The sequence below is a fragment of the Sphingobium sp. genome, from assembly GCF_033795625.1.
Taxonomy (GTDB): Bacteria; Pseudomonadota; Alphaproteobacteria; order Sphingomonadales; family Sphingomonadaceae; genus Sphingobium.
The window spans coordinates 1-19,309 of sequence record NZ_JARYGI010000034.1 but is presented as its reverse complement, the minus strand read 5'-3'; the positions used below and the strand labels follow the sequence as shown (position 1 = coordinate 19,309).

The window sequence follows — 19,309 nt, the reverse complement described above, 5'->3', positions numbered from 1 at the left end:
AGCCTCATCAACTGATGCTCATCAATCTATGCTCATCAATTCAGGGCCATTCCCGGCTTCAGGACGATCTTCGTGACTTCGTTCTGCTGGTCATGGAACATCTTATAGCCTTCGGCGGCCTGTTCCAGCGGCAATCGGTGACTGATGAGGAAAGTCGTGTCGATCTTGTCCTCCGTGATCGCATTCAGCAAGGCGGGCATATAGCGCTGCACATGCGTCTGGCCGGTTTTCAGCGTCAGGCCCTTCTCCATCAGCGCGCCGAGCGGAAACTTGTCGACGAAACCGCCATAGACGGCAGGCATGGATACGCGGCCGCCCTTGCGGCAGGCGATGATCGCCTGACGAATGGCGTGGATGCGATCGGTGCCGAGGAAAGTCGATGCCTTGATCTGGTCGATGACGTTGTCGACGAACAGGCCGTGCGCCTCCAGCCCCACCGAATCGATCACTGCGTCGGGCCCGATACCGCCCGTCATTTCCATCAAAGCCTCGTAGGTCTTGCTTTCCTCGAAGTTGATTGTCTCGGCACCGAATTGCCGGGCAAGCTCTAACCTGCGGGGGAAGTGGTCTATTGCGATCACTCTTTCGGCGCCCATCAGGAAGGCGGACTGCACCGCGAACAGTCCCACCGGGCCGCAACCCCACACCGCGACAGTATCCCCCGGCTCGATGTCCGCATTCTCCGCTGCCATCCAGCCGGTGGGCAGGATATCGGAGAGGAACAGCACCTTGTCGTCGTCCAACCCGTCCGGAATGACGATCGGGCCAACGTCGGAATAGGGCACGCGGACATATTCGGCCTGGCCGCCTGCATAGCCGCCGGTCAAATGGCTATAGCCGAACAGCCCGGCCATCGGGTGGCCATACATTTCGCGGCCGATATCCTGATTGTCCGCCGGATTGCTGTTGTCACAGGCGGAATATTGCTGCTTGCCGCAATGGTAGCAGGAGCCGCAGGAGATCGTGAACGGCACCACCACGCGCTGCCCCTTCTGCAGGGTGCTGCCGGAGCCGGTCTCCACGACTTCGCCCATGAACTCGTGGCCCAGAATGTCGCCCTTCTGCATCGTCGGGATATAGCCATCGTAAAGATGCAGGTCCGACCCGCAGATCGCCGTGGACGTGATCCTGATGATCGCGTCCCGGGGATTGATGATTTCAGGATCGTCCACCGTCTCCACGCGGACGTCGTGCTTGCCATGCCATGTCAGTGCCCGCATGAATTTATTCCTCTTCTTTCGCGCGCTCGGCGCGGGTCCTGGCTGCGGTCGAAATTTCGCCGGTTTCCATTAGCTGCTTGAAGCGATGGAGGTCGCGCCGCGCCTGGATCGCCGGCTCGCGCTGGAACAGCTTGGCGATGACCTTGCCCACGACGCCTGCGGGCGGATCATAGGCGATGGTCGCCCTGACGATGGTGCCGCGATCGCCCTGCGCGTCGGCGAATTCCACGCGGCCGCTGTTCGGCACGTCCGCTTTTTCGTCCGCTTCCCACGCGATGCACTCATCCGGCACATCTTCGGTGATGCGCGCGTCCCATTCCACGGTCTTGCCTGCGGGCGCCTTCACTACCCAGTGGCTGCGGTCAGGTGCCCGGATGTCCACGCGCTCGACGTTGTCCATGAAAGTCGACAGCTTCGAGAAGTCCCGCCAGTAAGCATAAAGCTCGCTCCGCGGCCGATTGATCGTTACGGTTCTGATGACAACCGAATGGCTTTCATCACCTCCGGCATCGGCGGCGGCAAGGGCGCGGTCATCGCGATCCTTGGCAAGTGCCAGCGGTGCGTCGTCATGTACGTCCGACATGCTGTTCTCCTATAGCGTGCTTGAGAGTCATTGCGGCGTGGCGGCGATGGCCCCTGCGTCCTGAAATGCTGCGACCACCGCGTCCACTTCATCTTCGTGAACCTCCACCGATAGGGAGATCGTTTCTTCTACCCGATCTTCATTCATCCCGGCGGGAACCACGGTGATGTCGGTTCGGGCAATGCCATATTCCTCCAGCAGATGAGCGGCGGCACGTTCGACGCAAGCGGTGTCGCCAAAGATCCCCAGAACCGTTCGCATTTTCTGTTTTCCTCAGACACCGTGCAGCGCCGGGTGCATGCGTTAGAAGCGCAGAGCTTTTCGGTCGGTTCCTCTCCCAAGAAACTCCGCAAACATATGTTATTGGCTCAGCAACTCGTGGCTCTCACGGCTTCGGCGGTTTGCTCAACTGAACCCAGGAGGGGGTTTTCTCGATTCCCGTGGATCCGTGCTCCAGCAGCACGTCCCCTTCCTCGTCCGACCCACCGGGCGGTTCGGCTCTCTCTCCGCCCAGGGCATGTTCGACTTTCCACCGGTCGACCAGCGCGGCATCGATCATCTTCCGCCAGACCATGGCGTCGCCAGCCTGCGCCATAGCGTCGTCCGGATCCTTGATGATGGCCAGCAGAGAGGCAGCCGCTTCGATCTGCGCAGACCAATCGTCCGATTTCGGTGGCGACGGGTCGAATGCCCTGGTCGCCAGATGCCGTGCGATCCTTTCTATCACCGTTTTCTGCGGTCCGTGGGCTGTGGCTTCGCCGCTATGCTTGCCTGTCATGATCGCCGTCCTCCTTCATCAGCCTGGAATGCGTGCGGGCCAATTGCGTGGGTCCAGCGGCTCGCGCGCCATAAGTTCGGCCCGTGTCACAGGGGCGCTAAAACCATCCTCGCCGGATGCGAGATCCTGCCAGGGCACGCTATGCAACGTTTCGTTCACGCCACCGACGCCTCCGCAAGCCACCACGACATAAGACAGGCGGCCGCTATCCCGTTCCACCATCCCGCCCCGAATGGGCCCCAGGATTTCACCATCGGACCCGGTCACTTCGCACCCTTCGATGTTGGCGAGACTCAGGAGGGCGGGAGCCGCTATATCCTCGCTCTCCCGCTCTGCCGCCTGCGCGCCATCGTCCAGCCGGGCCCGCACCCCCAGCCAGCGCCAGATGCCGACGGCATTCACCACACATAGAAACCCATTGGCTGCGATCAGCGATGTCTGACCCGTTGCCGTTCCCAGCAACGTCCAGTGGATCGATCCGACCAGAAAGACGACAAAGCCCCAGCCCGTCACGCGGGAACCAAGGTTTGCCGCCGTCATGATCGCCGCAATGGTGGTTGCCACCGGCGCCACCCACTCGGACCAACTTGCAACATAGTCCCAGTTCATTGAAGCTCCGCCTGCCAGAAGGTCGTTCCGAGGCTGGCAATGAACATGCCCGGCAGCCCTTCGCCGCCCGTAATCCATGTTAGTGCCTGGCCCCTGAGAGGGATACTCCCATAGTGTTCGTCGTTAACGCACGAGAAGGCTTGGCGTTTCTTACAGACGGCCTTTGTAGATGATGGAAAGGCTTAAGCTATGGTTTCTCGTTCTTCTTTCGCGCGCGCGAAGACAAAGTCCGTCACTTTCGGCAGCATCAACCGGACCGTGGCTATGACCGTTGGCGCAGCGGCAATCGCCAACATCGGGCGCAAGCTTGCGGTGCAGTCGCCTACTACGCTGGCGGGCGATTGGTTCGACGGCCTGGTTGCCGAACACCGGATGGTCATGAAGTTGTTCGATGTCCTGCAGGCGACGGACGACAGCTCGACTGCCAAGCGCGGAATGCTGATCGTCCAGATCACCCACGCCCTGAGCAAGCACGCGTTCGAGGAAGAGAATGTCATCTATACGGCGCTGCGTAACGCCGGCCGCGTGGAGGATGCCGACCGGCTCAACCATGAGCATGGCTATGTGAAGCAGTATCTTGCCGACCTGAACGCGATGAAGAAGGACGATTCGGGCTTCCTTGAAAAGGTCAGCGCGTTCCGCCGCCACCTGGAAACCCACATCCGTTCTGAGGAGGACGAGCTATTTCCCGCCCTGCGCGCGCATCTCGACGGGTCCGAGAACAGTTCCCTCACACGCAAGATGAACGTCCAGGGCCTCATGATGGCTTGACCCGGCCGGCGGCGACGCTGCGCCTGAACTCCATCGAAGCCTCAGCTCAGCGCTTCTGCCGTGTCGTCATCATAGGGATGTAGCAGCTGGCTGGTGATGGGAATCGTCGCCAGTAAGCGCAGGCCGTCGGAGTCAAAGTGAACGCTCGTCTGCGCGCCCAGCTCAAAGGCCAGGCTGTTTTCGATCAGATCGGTGCCGAAGCCCCGATGCGCAGGCACTTGATCGACAAGAGCAACGCCGCTCTCGATCCATTCGATGCTTAGCACCTCCTGCCCCGCTCCGTCCTGCATCTGACGCCAACGGACAGCAATGTGGCCCATTTCCGATCCGAGCGCTCCATATTTGACGGAGTTGGTGGCCAGCTCATGGATGGCCAGGCTCAACGTTTCCGCGGCCCGCGTCCGGATCCTGATGGACGGACCTTCGATGGAAAGGCGATCTCCCGTGCGGGTCGCGTGCACCATGAATTCGTCGAGGATGAGTTCGTCGAGCGCGACGCCGTAGGTATCGTAGAGCACGACGTTGGACTGGATACGGGAAAAGGCGTCCAACCGGCCGAGGAAGTGGCTGACCAGCGTGTCGGTGTCATCGCTTGCCTGAGCCGTGCGCCGGAAGATCGAGCGAATGACTGCAAGACAGTTGCTGATCCTGTGCTGCAGGTCCTGCTGCGCCGCAAATATGCTGGCGGCCGAGGGGCGTGTTTCCGGATGGAAGAACACGGCGCTGTACAAGCCCGACGTGCCTTCCAATGGAAGCAGTTTGGCACGTATCGCCTTATCCTCATCCGCAGCCCCGGCCACCATCACGTCGATAGTCTCCGCCGCTTCTCCCTCCGCCTTTGCATATTCGGGCAGAAACAGCGGCAGTCCCATGATCTCGCCATCAGGCAAGTTGAAAAGGGACCGTGTCTGGCTGTCGGCACTTTCAAACGTCCAGGGATCGCTGCGGACTATGGCATGGCCGATCCCTGGCGACACTGCAGCATCGCTCGCGCTGTCGTTCATAGGTGGTCTCCCTCACTCTGGGGGTCGCGTGGTTTGGGATGCAAATACTGCGGATCGAATAAAGCCGCAGCCTGCAGACGAGGCAAATCCGGAATGAAGAGGTCTGGGCGCTGCAATTCAATGAGCCCGCGTTTCCGAAGGTCCTGCAGTACGCGGTTGACATGCACCGCAGTCATTCCTGTGGCATCGGCCAGTTCATACTGATTGACGGGAAATGCGCACCGCCCCCCCTTAGCAAGTCCCACCACTTCCAGCCGCGCATAGATTTCGCAGAACAAGTGGCTCAGCCGTTCGAAAGCCGAACGCTGGCCGATGCTAACGCACCATTCCCGTTGAATGGATGCGGTTACGAGGGCGTCGACCCACATTGCTTTTGCGAGGCCGGGATTGCCCAGGACAATATCTTCCATGGCTCCGCGGCTGACCGTCGTGGTCACGACATCGGTGACGGCAGCTATGCTATGGTCTGCCTGGTGCAGCAGAAAGCAGTAAGGGTCGCACATGTCTCCGGCCACAAGGAATGACAAGATCTGCCGCCGCCCGTCCCGAAGAACCTTGTAGCGCATGGCCCAGCCCTGAAGGATCATGAACGTAGTGGAGAGCTGCTGGCCTTCCGACACGATGTCTGCGCCCACGGAATAGGTTTGCGGACGGCCTTCGGACAACGCCGTGACGGCCCTGACTTCATTCGCCGAAAGAGCCGCATAAGCCGCGAGCTTCTGGGCAGGAGCGAAAACGGTCATGAGGCCTTTTGCTCCAGGACGTTAGTGGATGGAACCCGAACATGCTTATCCATGTTATATTTTCGTCGTGACCGGGCATCGGGGAACGGCATCATGGCATCGGGAGAAGATAATTGCACGTTGATCCGGTATTAGCGTCAACGCGGAGCGTGTTGGTCGTGGAAGACGAATATTTACTGGCGAATGATCTCCAATCCGCTTTGGAAGCGGCAGGCTATCGGGTCGTCGGACCTTTCGGGCGCCTGTCTGATCAGCTTGACGAAGCCGTTGCGGGGCGACCTGACGCAGCAATTCTCGACATCAACCTGCAGGGAGAGATGGCGTATACCGTCATTGAAAAGCTGCAGGCCCTGTCCGTCCCGGTAATAGTGACGACCGGATATGGCAGGGCGAAACTGGCCGAACACCTGGCCAGTTGCCGGATGATCGACAAGCCGTACAATATTTCGCAGATCAAGAATGAACTGAAGGCAATTCTGGGCGCGCCGAACGCCGAGACCTGCGCGAGCTTGGGTGAAATGCCGGCAGGTCTGCAGGTCCAGCTTTAGCCCGACTTGGCTGGAGAGTTGGGATTGTCGCCGGTCTCCTCTTCACCCAATTGGCCTGTCCCGTGATAGCCTATTTCCGTTTGGCCTCCGTGGCCAAGAAAGGATTCGGGCTTGGCCTCGGCCTTCTTTCCGCGATGGGGGTTAGGATATGCGCCTCCTGAACTCTCCCCGCCTCCCTTTTTCCCGTGCGTGTCGATGTCGCTCACGCCATCACTGCCAGAACCGGCAGAGCGATGCCCGCTCGCGCCTTGCCCATCGGCCTGCATTGGTTGCTTGCTGCTCATCGCTGCCTCTCGCTCCTGTGGATATCATGAAGTGAACGCCCGGACCTGAGATCAGTTCGTTCGGAAGTCTCCGGTGGGCGTAAACCTATGTTAAAAGAGGCAGACTTCATCTGCAGGCCTCAGTCGTCTCGCGCCACACTCCTCGCGTGACGCAATCCTCCACCTGGTTTATACGGCACGCCATGACAGCGGCCTTCTCCATCTTGCTTTCCGCGATTGCGATGAGCGCTATCGTGGCGGTCCGCTATCTTCTGGCGAGTGGCGGTTTTGCCTTGGCGACGCGAGCGCGACACCGCGGCCTTTACGTGGGGCTCGATCCGCAGATCCGGCGAGAGATTGGCTGGTCCCTGCTTTCCGCGCTGATCTACGGCGTGCCTGCCGGCATCATGGCGTGGGGATGGCAAGCGCATGGCTGGACGCAAATTTATAGCGAACTGCACGCCCTGCCGCTCTGGTATGCGCCGATTTCGATCCTTGCCTATCTGTTGGCGCATGACACGTGGTTCTACTGGACGCATCGCTGGATGCATCGCCCGAAGCTGTTCCGCGCGGCTCATGCCGTCCATCACGCCAGTCGCCCGCCGACTGCATGGGCCGCGATGAGCTTTCATCCCTGGGAAGCGCTGACAGGAGCGGTCGTCATCCCGATACTCGTCTTCCTCATTCCCATTCATGTTGCGGCACTCGGCATAGTGCTAAGCATCATGACCGTCATGGGCGTCAGCAATCACATGGGGTGGGAGATGTTCCCGAGTTGGATGGTGCGCGGCAAGGCGGGAAACTGGCTGATTACGGCAACGCATCACCAGCGGCACCATGATCAGTATAATTGCAATTACGGCCTGTATTTCCGCTTCTGGGATAGGCTATGCGGGACCGACAGGGGGCTTGGGCAATTCAAAAGCATATGAACACGCTAGTGAAATCCATTGCGGCAATGACGCTGTGGGCGTCGACGGGGGCCGCGGCTTCTCTTGATAAGCCCCAAAAACTTACGGTGAATGTCGAGGCTTTGCGCTCTGCCAAAGGTGACGTCATTCTCTGCCTCACGCGTCACCCCGATTATTTCCCCGATTGCAAGGGGGATCCGGATCGTCGCCATTTGACGGTCAGCGTCGCCCAGGCCCAGTCCAGCGGCATCACCATTCCTGACCTACCCCCCGGTACTTACGCAATCGCGCTGATCCATGACGAAAACAGTAACCGAAAGCTGGATACATTCGCCGGCATTCCCCGTGAAGGGGTGGCGTTCAGCCGGAATCCGCCGATCCGCTTCGGCGCGCCCAGCTTCAACTCTGCCCGCTTCAATGTCGCTGGCGCCCCTGTTGAGCAGAAACTTCGCATGAAATATTTTCTGTAGCTTTCAGGCAACGGTTGATCGTTTTCTGTAAGCCGCCAGGGAACAAGAGGAACTGTAACCCCTGCGAAACATTCTACGGCGAACATATTCAGCCGAGGAATTTCCCTTTCATGCCCCTTTCGCGCCTGTCGGCCTTCGTCGCCGCCACTCTTCTAGCCACATCCGCAAGCACAGCTCTAGCCCAGGAATCGGCAGCCGACCGTAGCAACCTGACGATCGGCGTGGGCGCGGCCATCGTCCCGAGCTATGATGGTTCAGACGATTACACGATAATCCCCGCCGCCGCGGCACGCGGCAAGGTCAAGGACTTCGCGTTCTGGACGCGCGGCACGAGCCTGTATGTCGACGCCATTCCGAACACCGATCCCAATGGATGGGATTTTGAACTCGGCCCCTATGTCAGCGTCAATCTGGATCGCACTGGCAGGATCAAGGATGACCGCGTCAAGGCTCTTGGCGAACTCGATACCGCCATCGAAATCGGCGGTTTCGCGGGTATTTCAAAGACGGGCGTCATCACCAGCGCCTATGACAGCCTCACTTTCAACGTTGCCTATGGCAAGGACATCGCCAACGCGCATGAAAGCTATGTCATCACGCCGTCGCTGCAATATTTCACGCCCCTGTCCGTCACCTCGTTCGTCGGGACCGGCGTGTCGGCGGAATATGTCGGCAAGGGCTATGGCCGCTACTATTTCGACGTGACACCTGCGGGCAGCCTCGCCAGCGGCCTGCCAGCCTATAGCAGAGCGGGCGACGATGCAGGCTTCAAGAACGTGACGGTCAACCTGACTGCCGGTCATTCGCTATCGGGCGACCTGCGCAAGGGCTGGACCGTGTTCGCGCTGGGAGCCTATACAAAGATGCTGGGCGACTATAAGCGCTCGCCAGTCGTGGACATCGCTGGCGACAGCAATCAGTGGATCGGCGCGATTGGGGTGGGCTACACCTTCTAAAATATCGCAGGACAATGCCAAAGGGGAGACGCGCCATAGCGTCTCCCCTTTTCGCTTAGCGGCAGCGTATCTGGCTTTGGTTTTGCTCGACTGACCTGCCTGCCAGAGCGCCCAGCGCGCCGCCGATCAATGTACCGACCGTGCGCGACCGTCCGCCGTCGATGACATTGCCCAATATGCCGCCGCCAGCAGCGCCCAGGATCAGGCCGGTCGTGCCATCGCTGCGCTTGCAATAATATCGGCCATCATTGCCGCGATACACGCGGTCGTCGCTGGCAAGGGTACGTTCGCGATAGTTGGGTCCGTCCCGATAATAGCGTGCAGGATCATAGTCGCCTTCGTCGCGCTCATCGGAATAGCGGCCCGCCCCACCATCATAGCCCGGCCGTGCGTCATAGTCCTGATCGCGGCCGCCACCTTGCCATCCGCGCGAACGCGCCTGCTGGTAGCGATCGAACTCGGCCCTGAAGGTGGCAAGTTCGCTGTCGAGCCGCTGCTGGGCAGCACGGAAGCGATCGTCCTCCTGACGCGTCTGGGCCTGCGCCACTGGCGCAAGCACCATGCAGAAAGCCGCGGCCATGATGCCGATGGATAAAGAACGGCGCATAATAAATGTCCTCATGCTCGTGATCGAACTGCGCGGCATGTTAGCCGCGCAGCATGAACATGACATGGCCGATCCGCGACCTTACCAGATCTTTACGCGATCTTCCGGCTTCAGGTACAGCTTGTCGCCGGGCGCAGGCTTGAACGCATCGTACCAGCTATCGAAGTTGCGAACGATGTCGGCGCGATATTGTGACGGCGAATGCGGATCGGTTATCAGCCGCTGGCGCAGATTGGGTTCGCGGTAGTTGCGCCGCCAGACCTGTGCCCAGCCAAGGTAGAAGCGCTGATCCCCGGTCATGCCGTTGATCACAGGCGCAGGCTTGCCGTTCAACGAGGCGTGGTAGGCATCCAGGGCAACGGCCAGCCCGGCCAGGTCGCCGATATTCTCGCCCAGCGTAAATGCGCCCTTCACTCGCGCGCCGGGCAACGGCTCATAGGCATCATACTGCTTCACAAGCTTGTCGGTGAGCGCCTTGAAGTTCGCCACGTCCTGATCGGTCCACCATTGCGAAAGCTTGCCGGTCTCATCATATTTGGCGCCCTGGTCGTCGAAATGATGGCTCAGTTCATGGCCGATCACGGATCCGATTGCCCCATAGTTCACGGCGGGATCCGCGTTCGGGTCGAAGAAGGGCGGCTGCAGGATGGCGGCGGGGAAGACGATCTCCACCATGCCGAAATCGGCATAGGCGTTGATCTCCATCGGCGTCATCTGCCATTCCCAGCGGTAGATCGGCTTTCCCAGCTTTCCAATGTTATAGTCATATTCGAACTGGCTGGAGCGCATGGAGTTGCCCAGCAGATCGTCAGCCTTCACGGTCAGGCCAGCATAATCGCGCCAGCGATCCGGGTAGCCGATCTTCGGTGTGAAGGCCGCCAGCTTCTTGTGCGCGCGTGCCTTCGCCTGCGCACTCATCCAGTCGAGGCCGTCGATGCGGCGGCCCATGGCGGCGAGTACGTTCTTGACCAGACCATCCATCGCGGCCTTGGTTTCCAGCGGGAAGTAGCGCTTCACATATTCCTTGCCGACTTCCTCGCCGAGCGCATCGGTCACGAAACCGACGCCGCGCTTCCAGCGGGGTTCGCGCTGCGGCGTTCCGGACAACGTGGTGCCGTAGAAAGCAAAATCTGTGTCCGCCACCGCATTGGGCAAGTCGTCCGCATAGGCATGCAGGCTGCGGACCAGCAGCGCGTCCTTCAGCACCTGAAGCGGCGCTTTGGCGACGAGCGCGGCGATGCCGGTGACGGCGCTTGGCTGCGCGACCAGGAGCGATTGCGGCTGCATGTTGTTGGTGGAGAAATAGCTGGCGAAGTCGAAGCCCGGAGCGGCCTGCTCCAACTGCGCCAGCGTCATCTTGTTGTAGGTCTTGTCAGCGTCGCGGCTTTCCACCTGCGTCCAATGTACCTTCGCGACTTCGGTTTCGAAGGTCATCAGCGCGGCGGCCCTCTGGCCGGGATTTGCCTCGCCAGCGAGCGTCAGCATCTTTTCGAGATAGCCGACGTAGGCGGTGCGGATCGATGCCATCTTCTCGTTCTGTTCGAGATAGAAATCACGGTCCGGCAGGCCGAGGCCGCTTTGGCGCACGGTCAGTATGTAGGTTTCCGGGTCCTTGTCATCCTGTCCGACGCGCGCCGATATCGGGCCGCCTACACCCTGCCGGGCAGCCTTCGCCGCCAGCGCGGAATAGGCTTTCTTGTCTTTCAGCTTGTTGATCTCTGCGAGCCACGGCTTGATTGGCGACAGTCCTTTCGCTTCGATCGCCGCTTCATCGAGATAGCTGGCATAAGCCGCGCCGATCTTGCTGTCTGGATCGTTTCGCGCGCTTTCCAATATGCCCTTCGTGCGCTCGCGGGAGAGATCATCGAGAACGTTGAAGGCGCCGTAATTGGACTTGTCCTCGGGAATGGCAGTTCGCTTCGCCCAGCCGCCATTGGCATAGTCATAAAAGTCGTCACCGGGCTTCACTGTGCGGTCCATGCCGCTCTCATCGAAGCCATAGCTACCCATCTGGGCTTTCTTCGTCGCGCTCGAAGATTGCTCAGACAATGGCGAGCGCTGCGCCATGGCGGCCATGGACGTTACGGAAAGCATGGCTGCGGTGGCGAGCAGTGTTCTTTTCATGAGTGATCCTTGCACGTGTGCTAATCTTTTCAGCACGATAGTGTAAGCGTTGCAGGCCGCAAGGATCATTTGTTCTGACGCAATCGGCATCGCAGCTCTGCACCTCATGGATCAATCGCGCGTTCGAAGCGCTTTTTACCCGCCGCTACGTCCGGAGACGCTATGAGTACCGAGAATCTGATATACCATGACGGTGATGTGGAGCTACGCGGCGAGCTGTATCGCCCCTCCGGGTCCGGCAATGGCAAGGCGATCCTTGTCGTTCATGAAGCGGACGGGATCGGCGGCAATGTCCGCAGGCGCTGCGCCATGCTGGCTGACCTGGGATATGTCGCGGCGGCAGCGGACATTCATGGGCACGGCCGCGTGCTCGCCGGCGATGAGATGATGGCTGCGGTCGGCGCGTTCAGGAGCAATCCCCTCCTTTTTCGCAAGCGCGTGCGGAGCGGACTCGACGCGCTGTGCAAAGCGGCGGCGGTGGATGCGGGGCGCGTCGCGGCGATCGGTTATTGCTTCGGCGGCATGGCCGTGCTCGAACTCGCCCGCAGCGGCGCACCCCTTGCCGCTGTAGCAAGTTTTCACGGCCTGCTCACGACTGCCCTGCCCGCGCAGCGGGGCGAAGTGTCGGCCCGAGTCCTGGCTTGCACCGGGGCGAAAGACCCGCTCGTGCCCATCGAAGATATTACGACATTTCAGCACGAAATGGATGCCGCGGAAGTCGACTGGCAGCTTGCGGTCTACGGCCGAGCCCTGCACAGCTTCACCAACAGCGCGGTAGCCGACCTGAACGACCCTCGCATGGCCTATGATCCCGTAGCAGACAGGCAGTCGTGGCTTGCCCTCCTGGCGTTTCTGGATGACGCGTTTCCAGCCGGAGTAAATGCCGGTCGTTACCTGAAACGTCATCTGCGGCCCTGACGGGGTCCGCTGCGATTTGGACCGATTTGTCGTTGTGAACGTCGTGCCACCTGTGCGGAAGCAAAGATGGCGAGAGCCAAGTTTCCTTTGGATTAGTCCTCCTTTGTTGCGAGTCGCATGCTTCAATCCGCTGTCGGAATGCTGCACTCCGGACCACGACCGGAAGGCAGCGCCAGCGCTGTCAGAGACTTTGCCGCTGAAAGCGGAGATTGCCGGCACCGACAAACGCCTTTCTGGCATTTAGATAGGATAGGAACCTACAAGGCCGGGAATCGAACAGGTCGAACCGGACAGGACCGGTCTGGCAGCGCTCTACGAGGTAGCGAACGAAACTTATGGCACGCACATTGACGCATCTTGAGCGGCTCGAGGCCGAGAGTATCCACATCCTGCGGGAAGTGGTCGCCGAAGCCGAGCGGCCGGTGATGCTCTATTCGGTCGGCAAGGACAGCGCGGTGATGCTCCATCTGGCGCGCAAGGCCTTCTATCCTTCGCCGCCGCCGTTTCCGCTGCTGCACGTCGATACGACCTGGAAGTTCAAGGCGATGTATGACTTGCGCGACCGGATGGCGCGGGAGAGCGGCATGGAGCTGCTCGTCCACCACAATCAGGAGGCAATGGATCGCGGCATCAACCCGTTCGACCATGGCCCGCTGCATACCGACATGTGGAAGACGGAGGGGCTGAAGCAGGCGCTCGACAAATATGGCTTCGACGTGGCCTTTGGCGGCGCGCGGCGCGACGAAGAGAAGAGCCGCGCCAAGGAGCGCATCTTCTCCTTCCGCACGGCAAGCCATGGATGGGACCCGAAGAACCAGCGGCCGGAACTATGGAACCTCTACAACGCCCGCAAGGCGAAGGGCGAGAGCATCCGCGTGTTCCCGATCAGCAACTGGACCGAACTGGACATCTGGCAATATATCCACCTGAACGACATTCCGATCGTGCCGCTCTATTTCTCGGCCAAGCGCCCGACGGTGGAACGCGATGGCATGCTGCTGATGGTCGATGACGACCGCTTCCCGCTCAAAGCCGGTGAGGTGCCCGTTGAACGCTCGATCCGTTTCCGCACGCTTGGCTGCTATCCGCTGACCGGGGCCGTCGAAAGCGAGGCGAAGACCTTGCCGGAAGTCATTCAGGAGATGCTGCTGACCACGACATCGGAGCGTCAGGGCCGCATCATCGACAAGGACGGCGGCGATGCCAGCATGGAGAAAAAGAAGCAGGAGGGGTATTTCTGATGTCCGGCACGATTACCGATCCGGTCTACAAGACCGAGGCGCTCATTGCCGAAGACATCGACGCCTATCTGGAGAAGCACCAGCATAAGAGCCTGTTGCGGTTCATCACCTGCGGTTCCGTGGACGACGGAAAATCGACGTTAATCGGGCGACTGCTCTACGACAGCAAGATGATCTTCGAGGACCAGCTTGCGGCCTTGGAAGCCGATAGCAAGCGCGTCGGCACACAGGGGCAGGAAATCGACTTCGCCCTGCTGGTCGACGGCCTTGCCGCCGAGCGCGAACAGGGGATCACCATCGACGTCGCCTATCGTTTTTTCGCGACGGAGAAGCGCAAGTTCATCGTCGCGGACACGCCGGGGCACGAGCAATATACGCGTAACATGGTGACGGGCGCGTCCACTGCCGACCTGGCGGTGATCCTGATCGACGCGCGCAAGGGCATCCTCACCCAGACGCGGCGGCATAGCTTTCTTGCCCAGCTGATCGGCATCCGCAATATCGTGCTGGCCATCAACAAGATGGATCTGGTGGGCTACGACCAGAAGATATTCGACGATATCGTCACCGAGTACACGGACTTTGCGCACAGCATCGGGATCGATAGTTTCGTGCCCATGCCGATTTCCGGCTTCAAGGGCGACAATATCACCGCCAGTTCGCCGAACACGCCCTGGTACACTGGCCCCTCCCTGATCCAGCATCTGGAGGCGGTCGAGATCGACAATATCTCCGATCAGCGCAAGCCGTTCCGGATGCCGGTGCAATGGGTCAATCGGCCCAATCTGGACTTCCGTGGATTTTCGGGGCTGATCGCGACCGGATCGGTGAAGCCTGGGGACTCGATCCGTGTCCTGCCTTCGGGCAAGACTTCGACGGTCAGCCGCCTGGTCACATTGGACGGCGACCTGGATGAAGCCCTTGCCGGACAGTCAGTCACCATCTGCCTTGCCGACGAGATAGATTGCTCCCGCGGCGACGTGATCGCCAGCAGCGATAATCCGCCCGAAGCCGCGAGCCAGTTCGAGTCCACCATCGTTTGGATGGAGGACGAGGCGCTGCATGTCGGGCGCTCATACTGGCTGAAGCTTGGCACGCAGACGGTTTCCGCGACCGTTCAGGAGCCCAAATATACGATCAACGTCAACACGATGGAGCATCTCGCCGCCAAGACGCTGGAGTTGAATGCCATCGGCGTCGCGGAAATCTCTACGGACAAGCCACTGGTGTTCGAGCCTTATGCGGACAGCCACACGCTCGGCGGCTTCATCCTGATCGACAAGATCACGAACCGGACCGTGGGCGCGGGCATGCTGCACTTCGCGTTGCGACGGGCGCAGAATGTCCATTGGCAGCCGACTGATATCAGCCGGGAGGATCATGCCAATCTCAAGAACCAGAAGCCGCGTGTCCTGTGGTTCACCGGGCTGTCGGGTTCAGGCAAGTCGACCATCGCGAACGAGGTGGAGAAGAGGCTCGCGCTGATGAACCGTCATACGTTCCTGCTCGACGGCGACAATGTCCGGCATGGCCTCAACAAGGATCTTGGTTTCACTGAGGCGGACCGGATCGAGAATATTCGCCGCGTGGGTGAAGTGGCAAAGTTGATGGCGGACGCGGGCCTGATCGTGTTGACTGCGTTCATCTCACCGTTCCGGGCAGAGCGGGAGATGGTGCGGGCGATGCTGCCCGAGGGCGAGTTCATCGAGATCTTCGTCGATACCCCGCTGGACGTTGCCGAGGCGCGGGATGTCAAAGGGCTCTACAAGAAGGCCCGGTCGGGCGCGCTGAAGAACTTCACTGGCATCGACAGCCCCTATGAGCCGCCCGAAACACCCGAAATCCGAGTCAACACCGTCGAGATGACGCCAGCGCAAGCTGCCGAGCATATCGTCCGGCACATCCTGCCGCTGAAATGAGTGACGATATGACAGACGCGGATCTCGCCGCTCATCTCGCCTACGTGGCAGGCAAGCTCCTTCTTGAGGTGCGGGCTTCCGCCATGTTCAGCCCAAAGGCGCTGGGCAAGGCTGGGGATCAGACCGCCAACCAGTTCCTGGTTCATGCAATACGCGAACAGCGACCGGACGACGGGCTGCTGTCGGAGGAGATGGCGTGCGACGGCAAACGCCTTGCCAAGTCCCGCGTGTGGATCGTCGATCCGGTTGACGGCACCCGCGAATATGGAGAGGCGCGCACCGACTGGGCCGTGCATGTCGCGCTTGCGGTAGATGGCGTAGCGAAGGTGGGTGCGGTTGCCCTGCCTGGGTTGAATGTCGTGCTGCGCAGCGACCGGCCATCGCCTTTGCCCACGCCCGTTGCAACCCCGCGCATGGTCGTGAGCCGCACCCGTCCGGCCGCCGAAGCGCTTGCCGTCGCGGAGGCATTGGGGGCGGAACTGCTGCCGATGGGTTCGGCCGGCGCCAAGGCCATGGCGATCGTGCGCGGCGAGGCGGAAATCTACCTGCACACCGGCGGGCAATATGAATGGGACAGCTGCGCGCCCGTTGCCGTGGCTGCAGCCCACGGCCTGCACGTCAGCCGTGCGGACGGGTCGCCACTCGTCTATAATCAATCCAACACATATATGCCTGACCTGCTGATCTGTCGGCCGGAATGGACCCATGACGTTCTTGCCATCATGCAAAGGCAAGCCGCGGCACTCTGAAGACGGCTTGAGATCTGTACCACTTTTGTTCCAAAAGATGATGTGGCATGGTGGCTGACATGGCAGATGCCGCGCCATTGATTCGCAAGATCATCCATGTCGACATGGATGCCTTCTACGCATCCGTGGAACAGCGCGACAACCCAGAGTTGCGCGGCAAGCCTGTCGCCGTGGGAGGCAGCGGAGTACGTGGCGTAGTGGCAGCGGCCAGCTACGAAGCAAGGACGTTCGGAGTCCGGTCCGCAATGCCCGGATCGCGCGCGCGGCGGCTTTGCCCTGCGCTGATTTTCGCGCCGCCCCGGTTCGACGTCTATCGTTCGGTGTCACGACAGATACGGGCGATTTTCGGTCAGTTCACGGACATGATCCAGCCGCTCTCGCTGGACGAAGCCTATCTCGACGTGACGGAGAACAAGCAGGGCCTTGAATCCGCCACTAGGATCGCGGAAGAAATTCGACGCCTGATCCGAGCTGAAACGGGGCTGACAGCATCTGCCGGAGTATCCTACAACAAGCTGCTTGCGAAGCTTGCCTCAGACCAGAACAAGCCGGACGGCCTCTGCGTGATCCGGCCGGATCAGGGTGCCGCGTTTGTCGAGACCATGGCCGTCCGGCGCTTTCACGGCATCGGTCCGGTCACGGCGGCCAAGATGCAGAAGCTCGGGATCGAGACTGGCGCGGATCTGCGCGCGTGCCCCCTCCCCTTCCTGCGCCAGCATTTCGGCAGCATGGCCGAATATTACTACCGGGCTGCCCGGGGCGTAGACGACCGCCCGGTTCGAGCCGCGAAGTCGCCAAGTCGATCAGTGTCGAAGACACCTTCGGCGCGGATATAGCCGAGCGCGACGCATTGCATTCGGAACTGGGCAAGATCGTAAGCCGGCTCTGGCCCCGCATCGAAGCTTCAGGCATGCGCGGACGGACCGTTACGCTGAAGGTGAAGTTCGCCGACTTCACGCTGATAACGCGATCTAGGTCCGTTCCCCGCGCCATCTCGCAATTGTCGACACTGGAAGAGATGGGGCGGGACTTGCTCGACGGCGAGATGCCGTTGCCCAAGGGCGCAAGATTGCTTGGCCTAGGCATTCACAATCTTGAGCCGGCCGACCGGGATGACGGCGTATCCGCAGCACAGTTCGCGCTTGCGATCTAATCGACCGGAGCAAAGATCAGAATGGCAACCAGTTCCGTTTTTCCGTGAATTTCATATAGCCGGCATTGACGCCTAGCCGGTAGCCGACTCCCAGGCGGATGGGGATCAGCACGACTTTACCCCAGCGCAGATAACTCGCTGTGAAGCCTCCTACAAAATACGCGCCACCCTCGCCCGCGGGAAACCTGTGGTACAGGTCCTGCGTGTCGTAGAGGTTGTAGACGAGGACGAAGGTGTTCCCGGCATTGCCGCCGACGTCGAATCCGATCGATGGTCCGGTCCAGTAGACGTCCCGAGTCCCTTCGACTTTGTGGTTGAGCGTGCCTGATCCATAGCGCAGCCCGACCACGAATGCCCCCGACGCCTCGCGTCCTGCGATATAGGCATTGGGCTGGCCCTGTTCCTTCAGTATCTTCTCGATGATCCCGGCAAGCCCAGCCGCTCCCTTGCCGAACACGCCTTCAGCGGCACCGATCAGGTCATCCTGCTGATATGAGGCGGTCGGAAGCGGCGCAGCAGGTGGAGACGCCGCGGTCACAGGCGCACCGGTCGCCGTAGCAGGCGCGCCGTTCTGGGTCAGCACGGGTGGCGGTGGCGGTGCCCGGTTCGCAGGTGCCTGCTCTGGAGGCGGATCGTTGACTTCGAGCGGTGCGGAACTGCCTTGCTGATCCGAGGGTGCAGGCGCAAGATCGGCATCGATCGCCGTATTGGGATCGACATTGCGGATCTGCGCACTCGCGACATTGGCCAGCATCAGACCCGAGACTGCTGAAAGGATCGCAATGCCGCGCATGACGCGTCCTGCACTCGCTCCTGAAGCAGACCTATTTCGGCAACCCATCCATTCCTCCCCGATACCGCGCGACGGCGCAGGCCATGTGTATCCGATCCACGACATGAAACGACAATGAACGAACGGCGATCCGAGTCGATTCCGCGACGGACGGAAAGACGTATCTTCTATGACCTTCTGCGGCGCTTGATAGCATGGAAAAATCGTCCAGATGACGTTGCCATGGAGAAAAGCTCTCGCTATAGCCCAACGCTCGATAGCCTGGAGACGCCAACGCGCCTCTTTCGAGCCATGCGGAGACGTGGGTGAGTGGCTGAAACCAACGGTTTGCTAAACCGTCGTAGGGGTAAATCCCTTACCGAGGGTTCGAATCCCTCCGTCTCCGCCACCGCTTGTTGAAAGTTAAAGATAATTTGGGAATACGGCGTTCCGTTCCCACAAACGCTCCCTAAAAACTTAGTCACTGCATCGGCCACCTAACGCGGTGGAATTTAGGATTGATGGGGCCAGTAGCCGTTTATCCAGCGATAGACGATCATGCCAATCGACACCAACAGACCCATAGCCACCCCGCCGAACACAATTTCAGCGAGCGGGTCGGCGTTCATTATGCCTCGCTCGAAGACAATGATCGCCATAACCCGGTCATGGATAAGCCACGCCCAGCCTGCATCACCGAAGATGATGATGGCAGGAACCATCGCGGCCATTACACAAAAAAACGTGGATGGCCCTAAAATGTACATCAACAGGGGCATGACCTCTGAACCGCCTGTGTTCGTTTGCTTAGTGCTCGCAGGTGAAGGTTCGGGTATGCCAGATTCAAGCCGAGCAATATCACGTAGTCGGGCCAATGCCTGTTCACGACGATATTCAGACAATCTTGGATCGTTTGCCGCTCTTTGCAATCTTTCGCGAACATGTGGATCAGGAATGTATCGCTTCTTTG

The 19,309-nt window shown here is 60.2% G+C and carries 21 protein-coding genes, 1 tRNA gene and 1 pseudogene; 11 read left to right on the top strand and 12 right to left on the bottom strand.

What is annotated here, in order from left to right; translation table 11 throughout:
* Positions 1-35: 35 nt before the first annotated feature.
* The 5 genes from QHC67_RS14860 to QHC67_RS14840 all read right to left on the bottom strand — a co-directional run bounded on the left by QHC67_RS14860 (position 36) and on the right by QHC67_RS14840 (position 3,190).
* On the bottom strand, positions 36-1,220 hold the full coding sequence (locus QHC67_RS14860) for a zinc-dependent alcohol dehydrogenase (protein ID WP_319295447.1): 1,185 nt from the start codon (positions 1,218-1,220) through the stop codon (positions 36-38).
* Between the two features lie 4 nt (positions 1,221-1,224).
* Positions 1,225-1,803 (bottom strand): SRPBCC family protein, encoded by a 579-nt coding sequence (locus tag QHC67_RS14855; RefSeq protein ID WP_319295446.1) that lies wholly within the window; start codon positions 1,801-1,803, stop codon positions 1,225-1,227.
* Positions 1,804-1,830: 27 nt separating this feature from the next.
* Positions 1,831-2,064 (bottom strand): hypothetical protein, encoded by a 234-nt coding sequence (locus QHC67_RS14850; RefSeq protein WP_319295445.1) that lies wholly within the window; start codon positions 2,062-2,064, stop codon positions 1,831-1,833.
* A gap of 124 nt (positions 2,065-2,188) precedes the next feature.
* Positions 2,189-2,581 (bottom strand): hypothetical protein, encoded by a 393-nt coding sequence (locus tag QHC67_RS14845; protein ID WP_319295444.1) that lies wholly within the window; start codon positions 2,579-2,581, stop codon positions 2,189-2,191.
* Between the two features lie 18 nt (positions 2,582-2,599).
* Positions 2,600-3,190 (bottom strand): PRC-barrel domain-containing protein, encoded by a 591-nt coding sequence (locus QHC67_RS14840; protein ID WP_319295442.1) that lies wholly within the window; start codon positions 3,188-3,190, stop codon positions 2,600-2,602.
* Positions 3,191-3,379: 189 nt separating this feature from the next.
* Between QHC67_RS14840 and QHC67_RS14835 the strand changes: the two genes are divergently transcribed.
* A complete protein-coding gene (locus QHC67_RS14835) occupies positions 3,380-3,961 on the top strand; it encodes a hemerythrin domain-containing protein (RefSeq protein WP_319295441.1) in 582 nt (193 codons plus the stop codon).
* Positions 3,962-4,002: 41 nt separating this feature from the next.
* Here the strand turns inward: QHC67_RS14835 and QHC67_RS14830 are convergent, their stop codons facing one another.
* Together QHC67_RS14830 and QHC67_RS14825 are read right to left on the bottom strand one after the other, a co-directional pair.
* Positions 4,003-4,965 (bottom strand): sensor histidine kinase, encoded by a 963-nt coding sequence (locus tag QHC67_RS14830; protein ID WP_319295440.1) that lies wholly within the window; start codon positions 4,963-4,965, stop codon positions 4,003-4,005.
* Positions 4,962-5,708: a Crp/Fnr family transcriptional regulator gene (locus QHC67_RS14825; protein WP_319295439.1), complete on the bottom strand. Its 747-nt coding sequence runs from the start codon at positions 5,706-5,708 to the stop codon at positions 4,962-4,964. The genes QHC67_RS14830 and QHC67_RS14825 overlap by 4 nt, the downstream gene beginning before the upstream one ends.
* A 158-nt stretch (positions 5,709-5,866) precedes the next feature.
* Between QHC67_RS14825 and QHC67_RS14820 the strand changes: the two genes are divergently transcribed.
* On the top strand, positions 5,867-6,256 hold the full coding sequence (locus QHC67_RS14820; RefSeq protein ID WP_319295438.1) for a response regulator: 390 nt from the start codon (positions 5,867-5,869) through the stop codon (positions 6,254-6,256).
* Here the strand turns inward: QHC67_RS14820 and QHC67_RS14815 are convergent.
* Positions 6,253-6,540 carry a hypothetical protein gene (locus tag QHC67_RS14815; protein ID WP_319295437.1) on the bottom strand — a complete coding sequence of 96 codons (288 nt, stop codon included), beginning with the start codon at positions 6,538-6,540 and terminating at the stop codon, positions 6,253-6,255. The genes QHC67_RS14820 and QHC67_RS14815 overlap by 4 nt on opposite strands.
* A gap of 182 nt (positions 6,541-6,722) precedes the next feature.
* Here QHC67_RS14815 and QHC67_RS14810 point away from each other — a divergent pair, with 182 nt between their 5' ends.
* The 3 genes from QHC67_RS14810 to QHC67_RS14800 all read left to right on the top strand — a co-directional run bounded on the left by QHC67_RS14810 (position 6,723) and on the right by QHC67_RS14800 (position 8,856).
* Positions 6,723-7,451, top strand: a complete 729-nt coding sequence (locus QHC67_RS14810) for a sterol desaturase family protein (protein WP_319295436.1) — start codon at positions 6,723-6,725, stop codon at positions 7,449-7,451.
* A gap of 26 nt (positions 7,452-7,477) precedes the next feature.
* Complete coding sequence (locus QHC67_RS14805) at positions 7,478-7,900, top strand: DUF2141 domain-containing protein (RefSeq protein WP_319295472.1); 423 nt, start codon at positions 7,478-7,480, stop codon at positions 7,898-7,900.
* 110 nt (positions 7,901-8,010) lie between these two features.
* Positions 8,011-8,856, top strand: a complete 846-nt coding sequence (locus QHC67_RS14800) for a MipA/OmpV family protein (RefSeq protein WP_319295435.1) — start codon at positions 8,011-8,013, stop codon at positions 8,854-8,856.
* Between the two features lie 55 nt (positions 8,857-8,911).
* Here the strand turns inward: QHC67_RS14800 and QHC67_RS14795 are convergent, their stop codons facing one another.
* Both QHC67_RS14795 and QHC67_RS14790 read right to left on the bottom strand, forming a co-directional pair.
* A complete protein-coding gene (locus QHC67_RS14795) occupies positions 8,912-9,463 on the bottom strand; it encodes a glycine zipper 2TM domain-containing protein (protein ID WP_319295434.1) in 552 nt (183 codons plus the stop codon).
* 81 nt (positions 9,464-9,544) lie between these two features.
* Positions 9,545-11,587 carry a M13 family metallopeptidase gene (locus QHC67_RS14790; protein WP_319295433.1) on the bottom strand — a complete coding sequence of 681 codons (2,043 nt, stop codon included), beginning with the start codon at positions 11,585-11,587 and terminating at the stop codon, positions 9,545-9,547.
* 162 nt (positions 11,588-11,749) lie between these two features.
* Between QHC67_RS14790 and QHC67_RS14785 the strand changes: the two genes are divergently transcribed.
* The 5 genes and pseudogenes from QHC67_RS14785 (at position 11,750) to dinB (ending at position 17,567) form a co-directional block, all read left to right on the top strand.
* Positions 11,750-12,505 (top strand): dienelactone hydrolase family protein, encoded by a 756-nt coding sequence (locus QHC67_RS14785; RefSeq protein ID WP_319295432.1) that lies wholly within the window; start codon positions 11,750-11,752, stop codon positions 12,503-12,505.
* 335 nt (positions 12,506-12,840) lie between these two features.
* A complete protein-coding gene (cysD, locus tag QHC67_RS14780) occupies positions 12,841-13,746 on the top strand; it encodes a sulfate adenylyltransferase subunit CysD (RefSeq protein ID WP_319295431.1) in 906 nt (301 codons plus the stop codon).
* Positions 13,746-15,665: a sulfate adenylyltransferase subunit CysN gene (gene cysN / locus QHC67_RS14775; RefSeq protein ID WP_319295430.1), complete on the top strand. Its 1,920-nt coding sequence runs from the start codon at positions 13,746-13,748 to the stop codon at positions 15,663-15,665. The genes cysD and cysN overlap by 1 nt, the downstream gene beginning before the upstream one ends.
* Positions 15,666-15,673: 8 nt before the next feature.
* Complete coding sequence (locus QHC67_RS14770) at positions 15,674-16,414, top strand: 3'(2'),5'-bisphosphate nucleotidase CysQ (protein WP_319295429.1); 741 nt, start codon at positions 15,674-15,676, stop codon at positions 16,412-16,414.
* Positions 16,415-16,473: 59 nt separating this feature from the next.
* A pseudogene (gene dinB, locus QHC67_RS14765) lies at positions 16,474-17,567 on the top strand (DNA polymerase IV).
* Between the two features lie 16 nt (positions 17,568-17,583).
* On the opposite strand, the gene QHC67_RS14760 reads toward dinB, so the two are convergent.
* Complete coding sequence (locus QHC67_RS14760; protein WP_319295428.1) at positions 17,584-18,360, bottom strand: DUF1134 domain-containing protein; 777 nt, start codon at positions 18,358-18,360, stop codon at positions 17,584-17,586.
* Positions 18,361-18,655: 295 nt separating this feature from the next.
* On the opposite strand from QHC67_RS14760, the gene QHC67_RS14755 reads away from it, so the two are divergent.
* Positions 18,656-18,748 (top strand) — tRNA-Ser (locus QHC67_RS14755).
* 103 nt (positions 18,749-18,851) lie between these two features.
* Here QHC67_RS14755 and QHC67_RS14750 read toward each other — a convergent pair.
* On the bottom strand, positions 18,852-19,309 hold a 458-nt coding region (locus tag QHC67_RS14750), incomplete at its 5' end, for a hypothetical protein (RefSeq protein ID WP_319295427.1).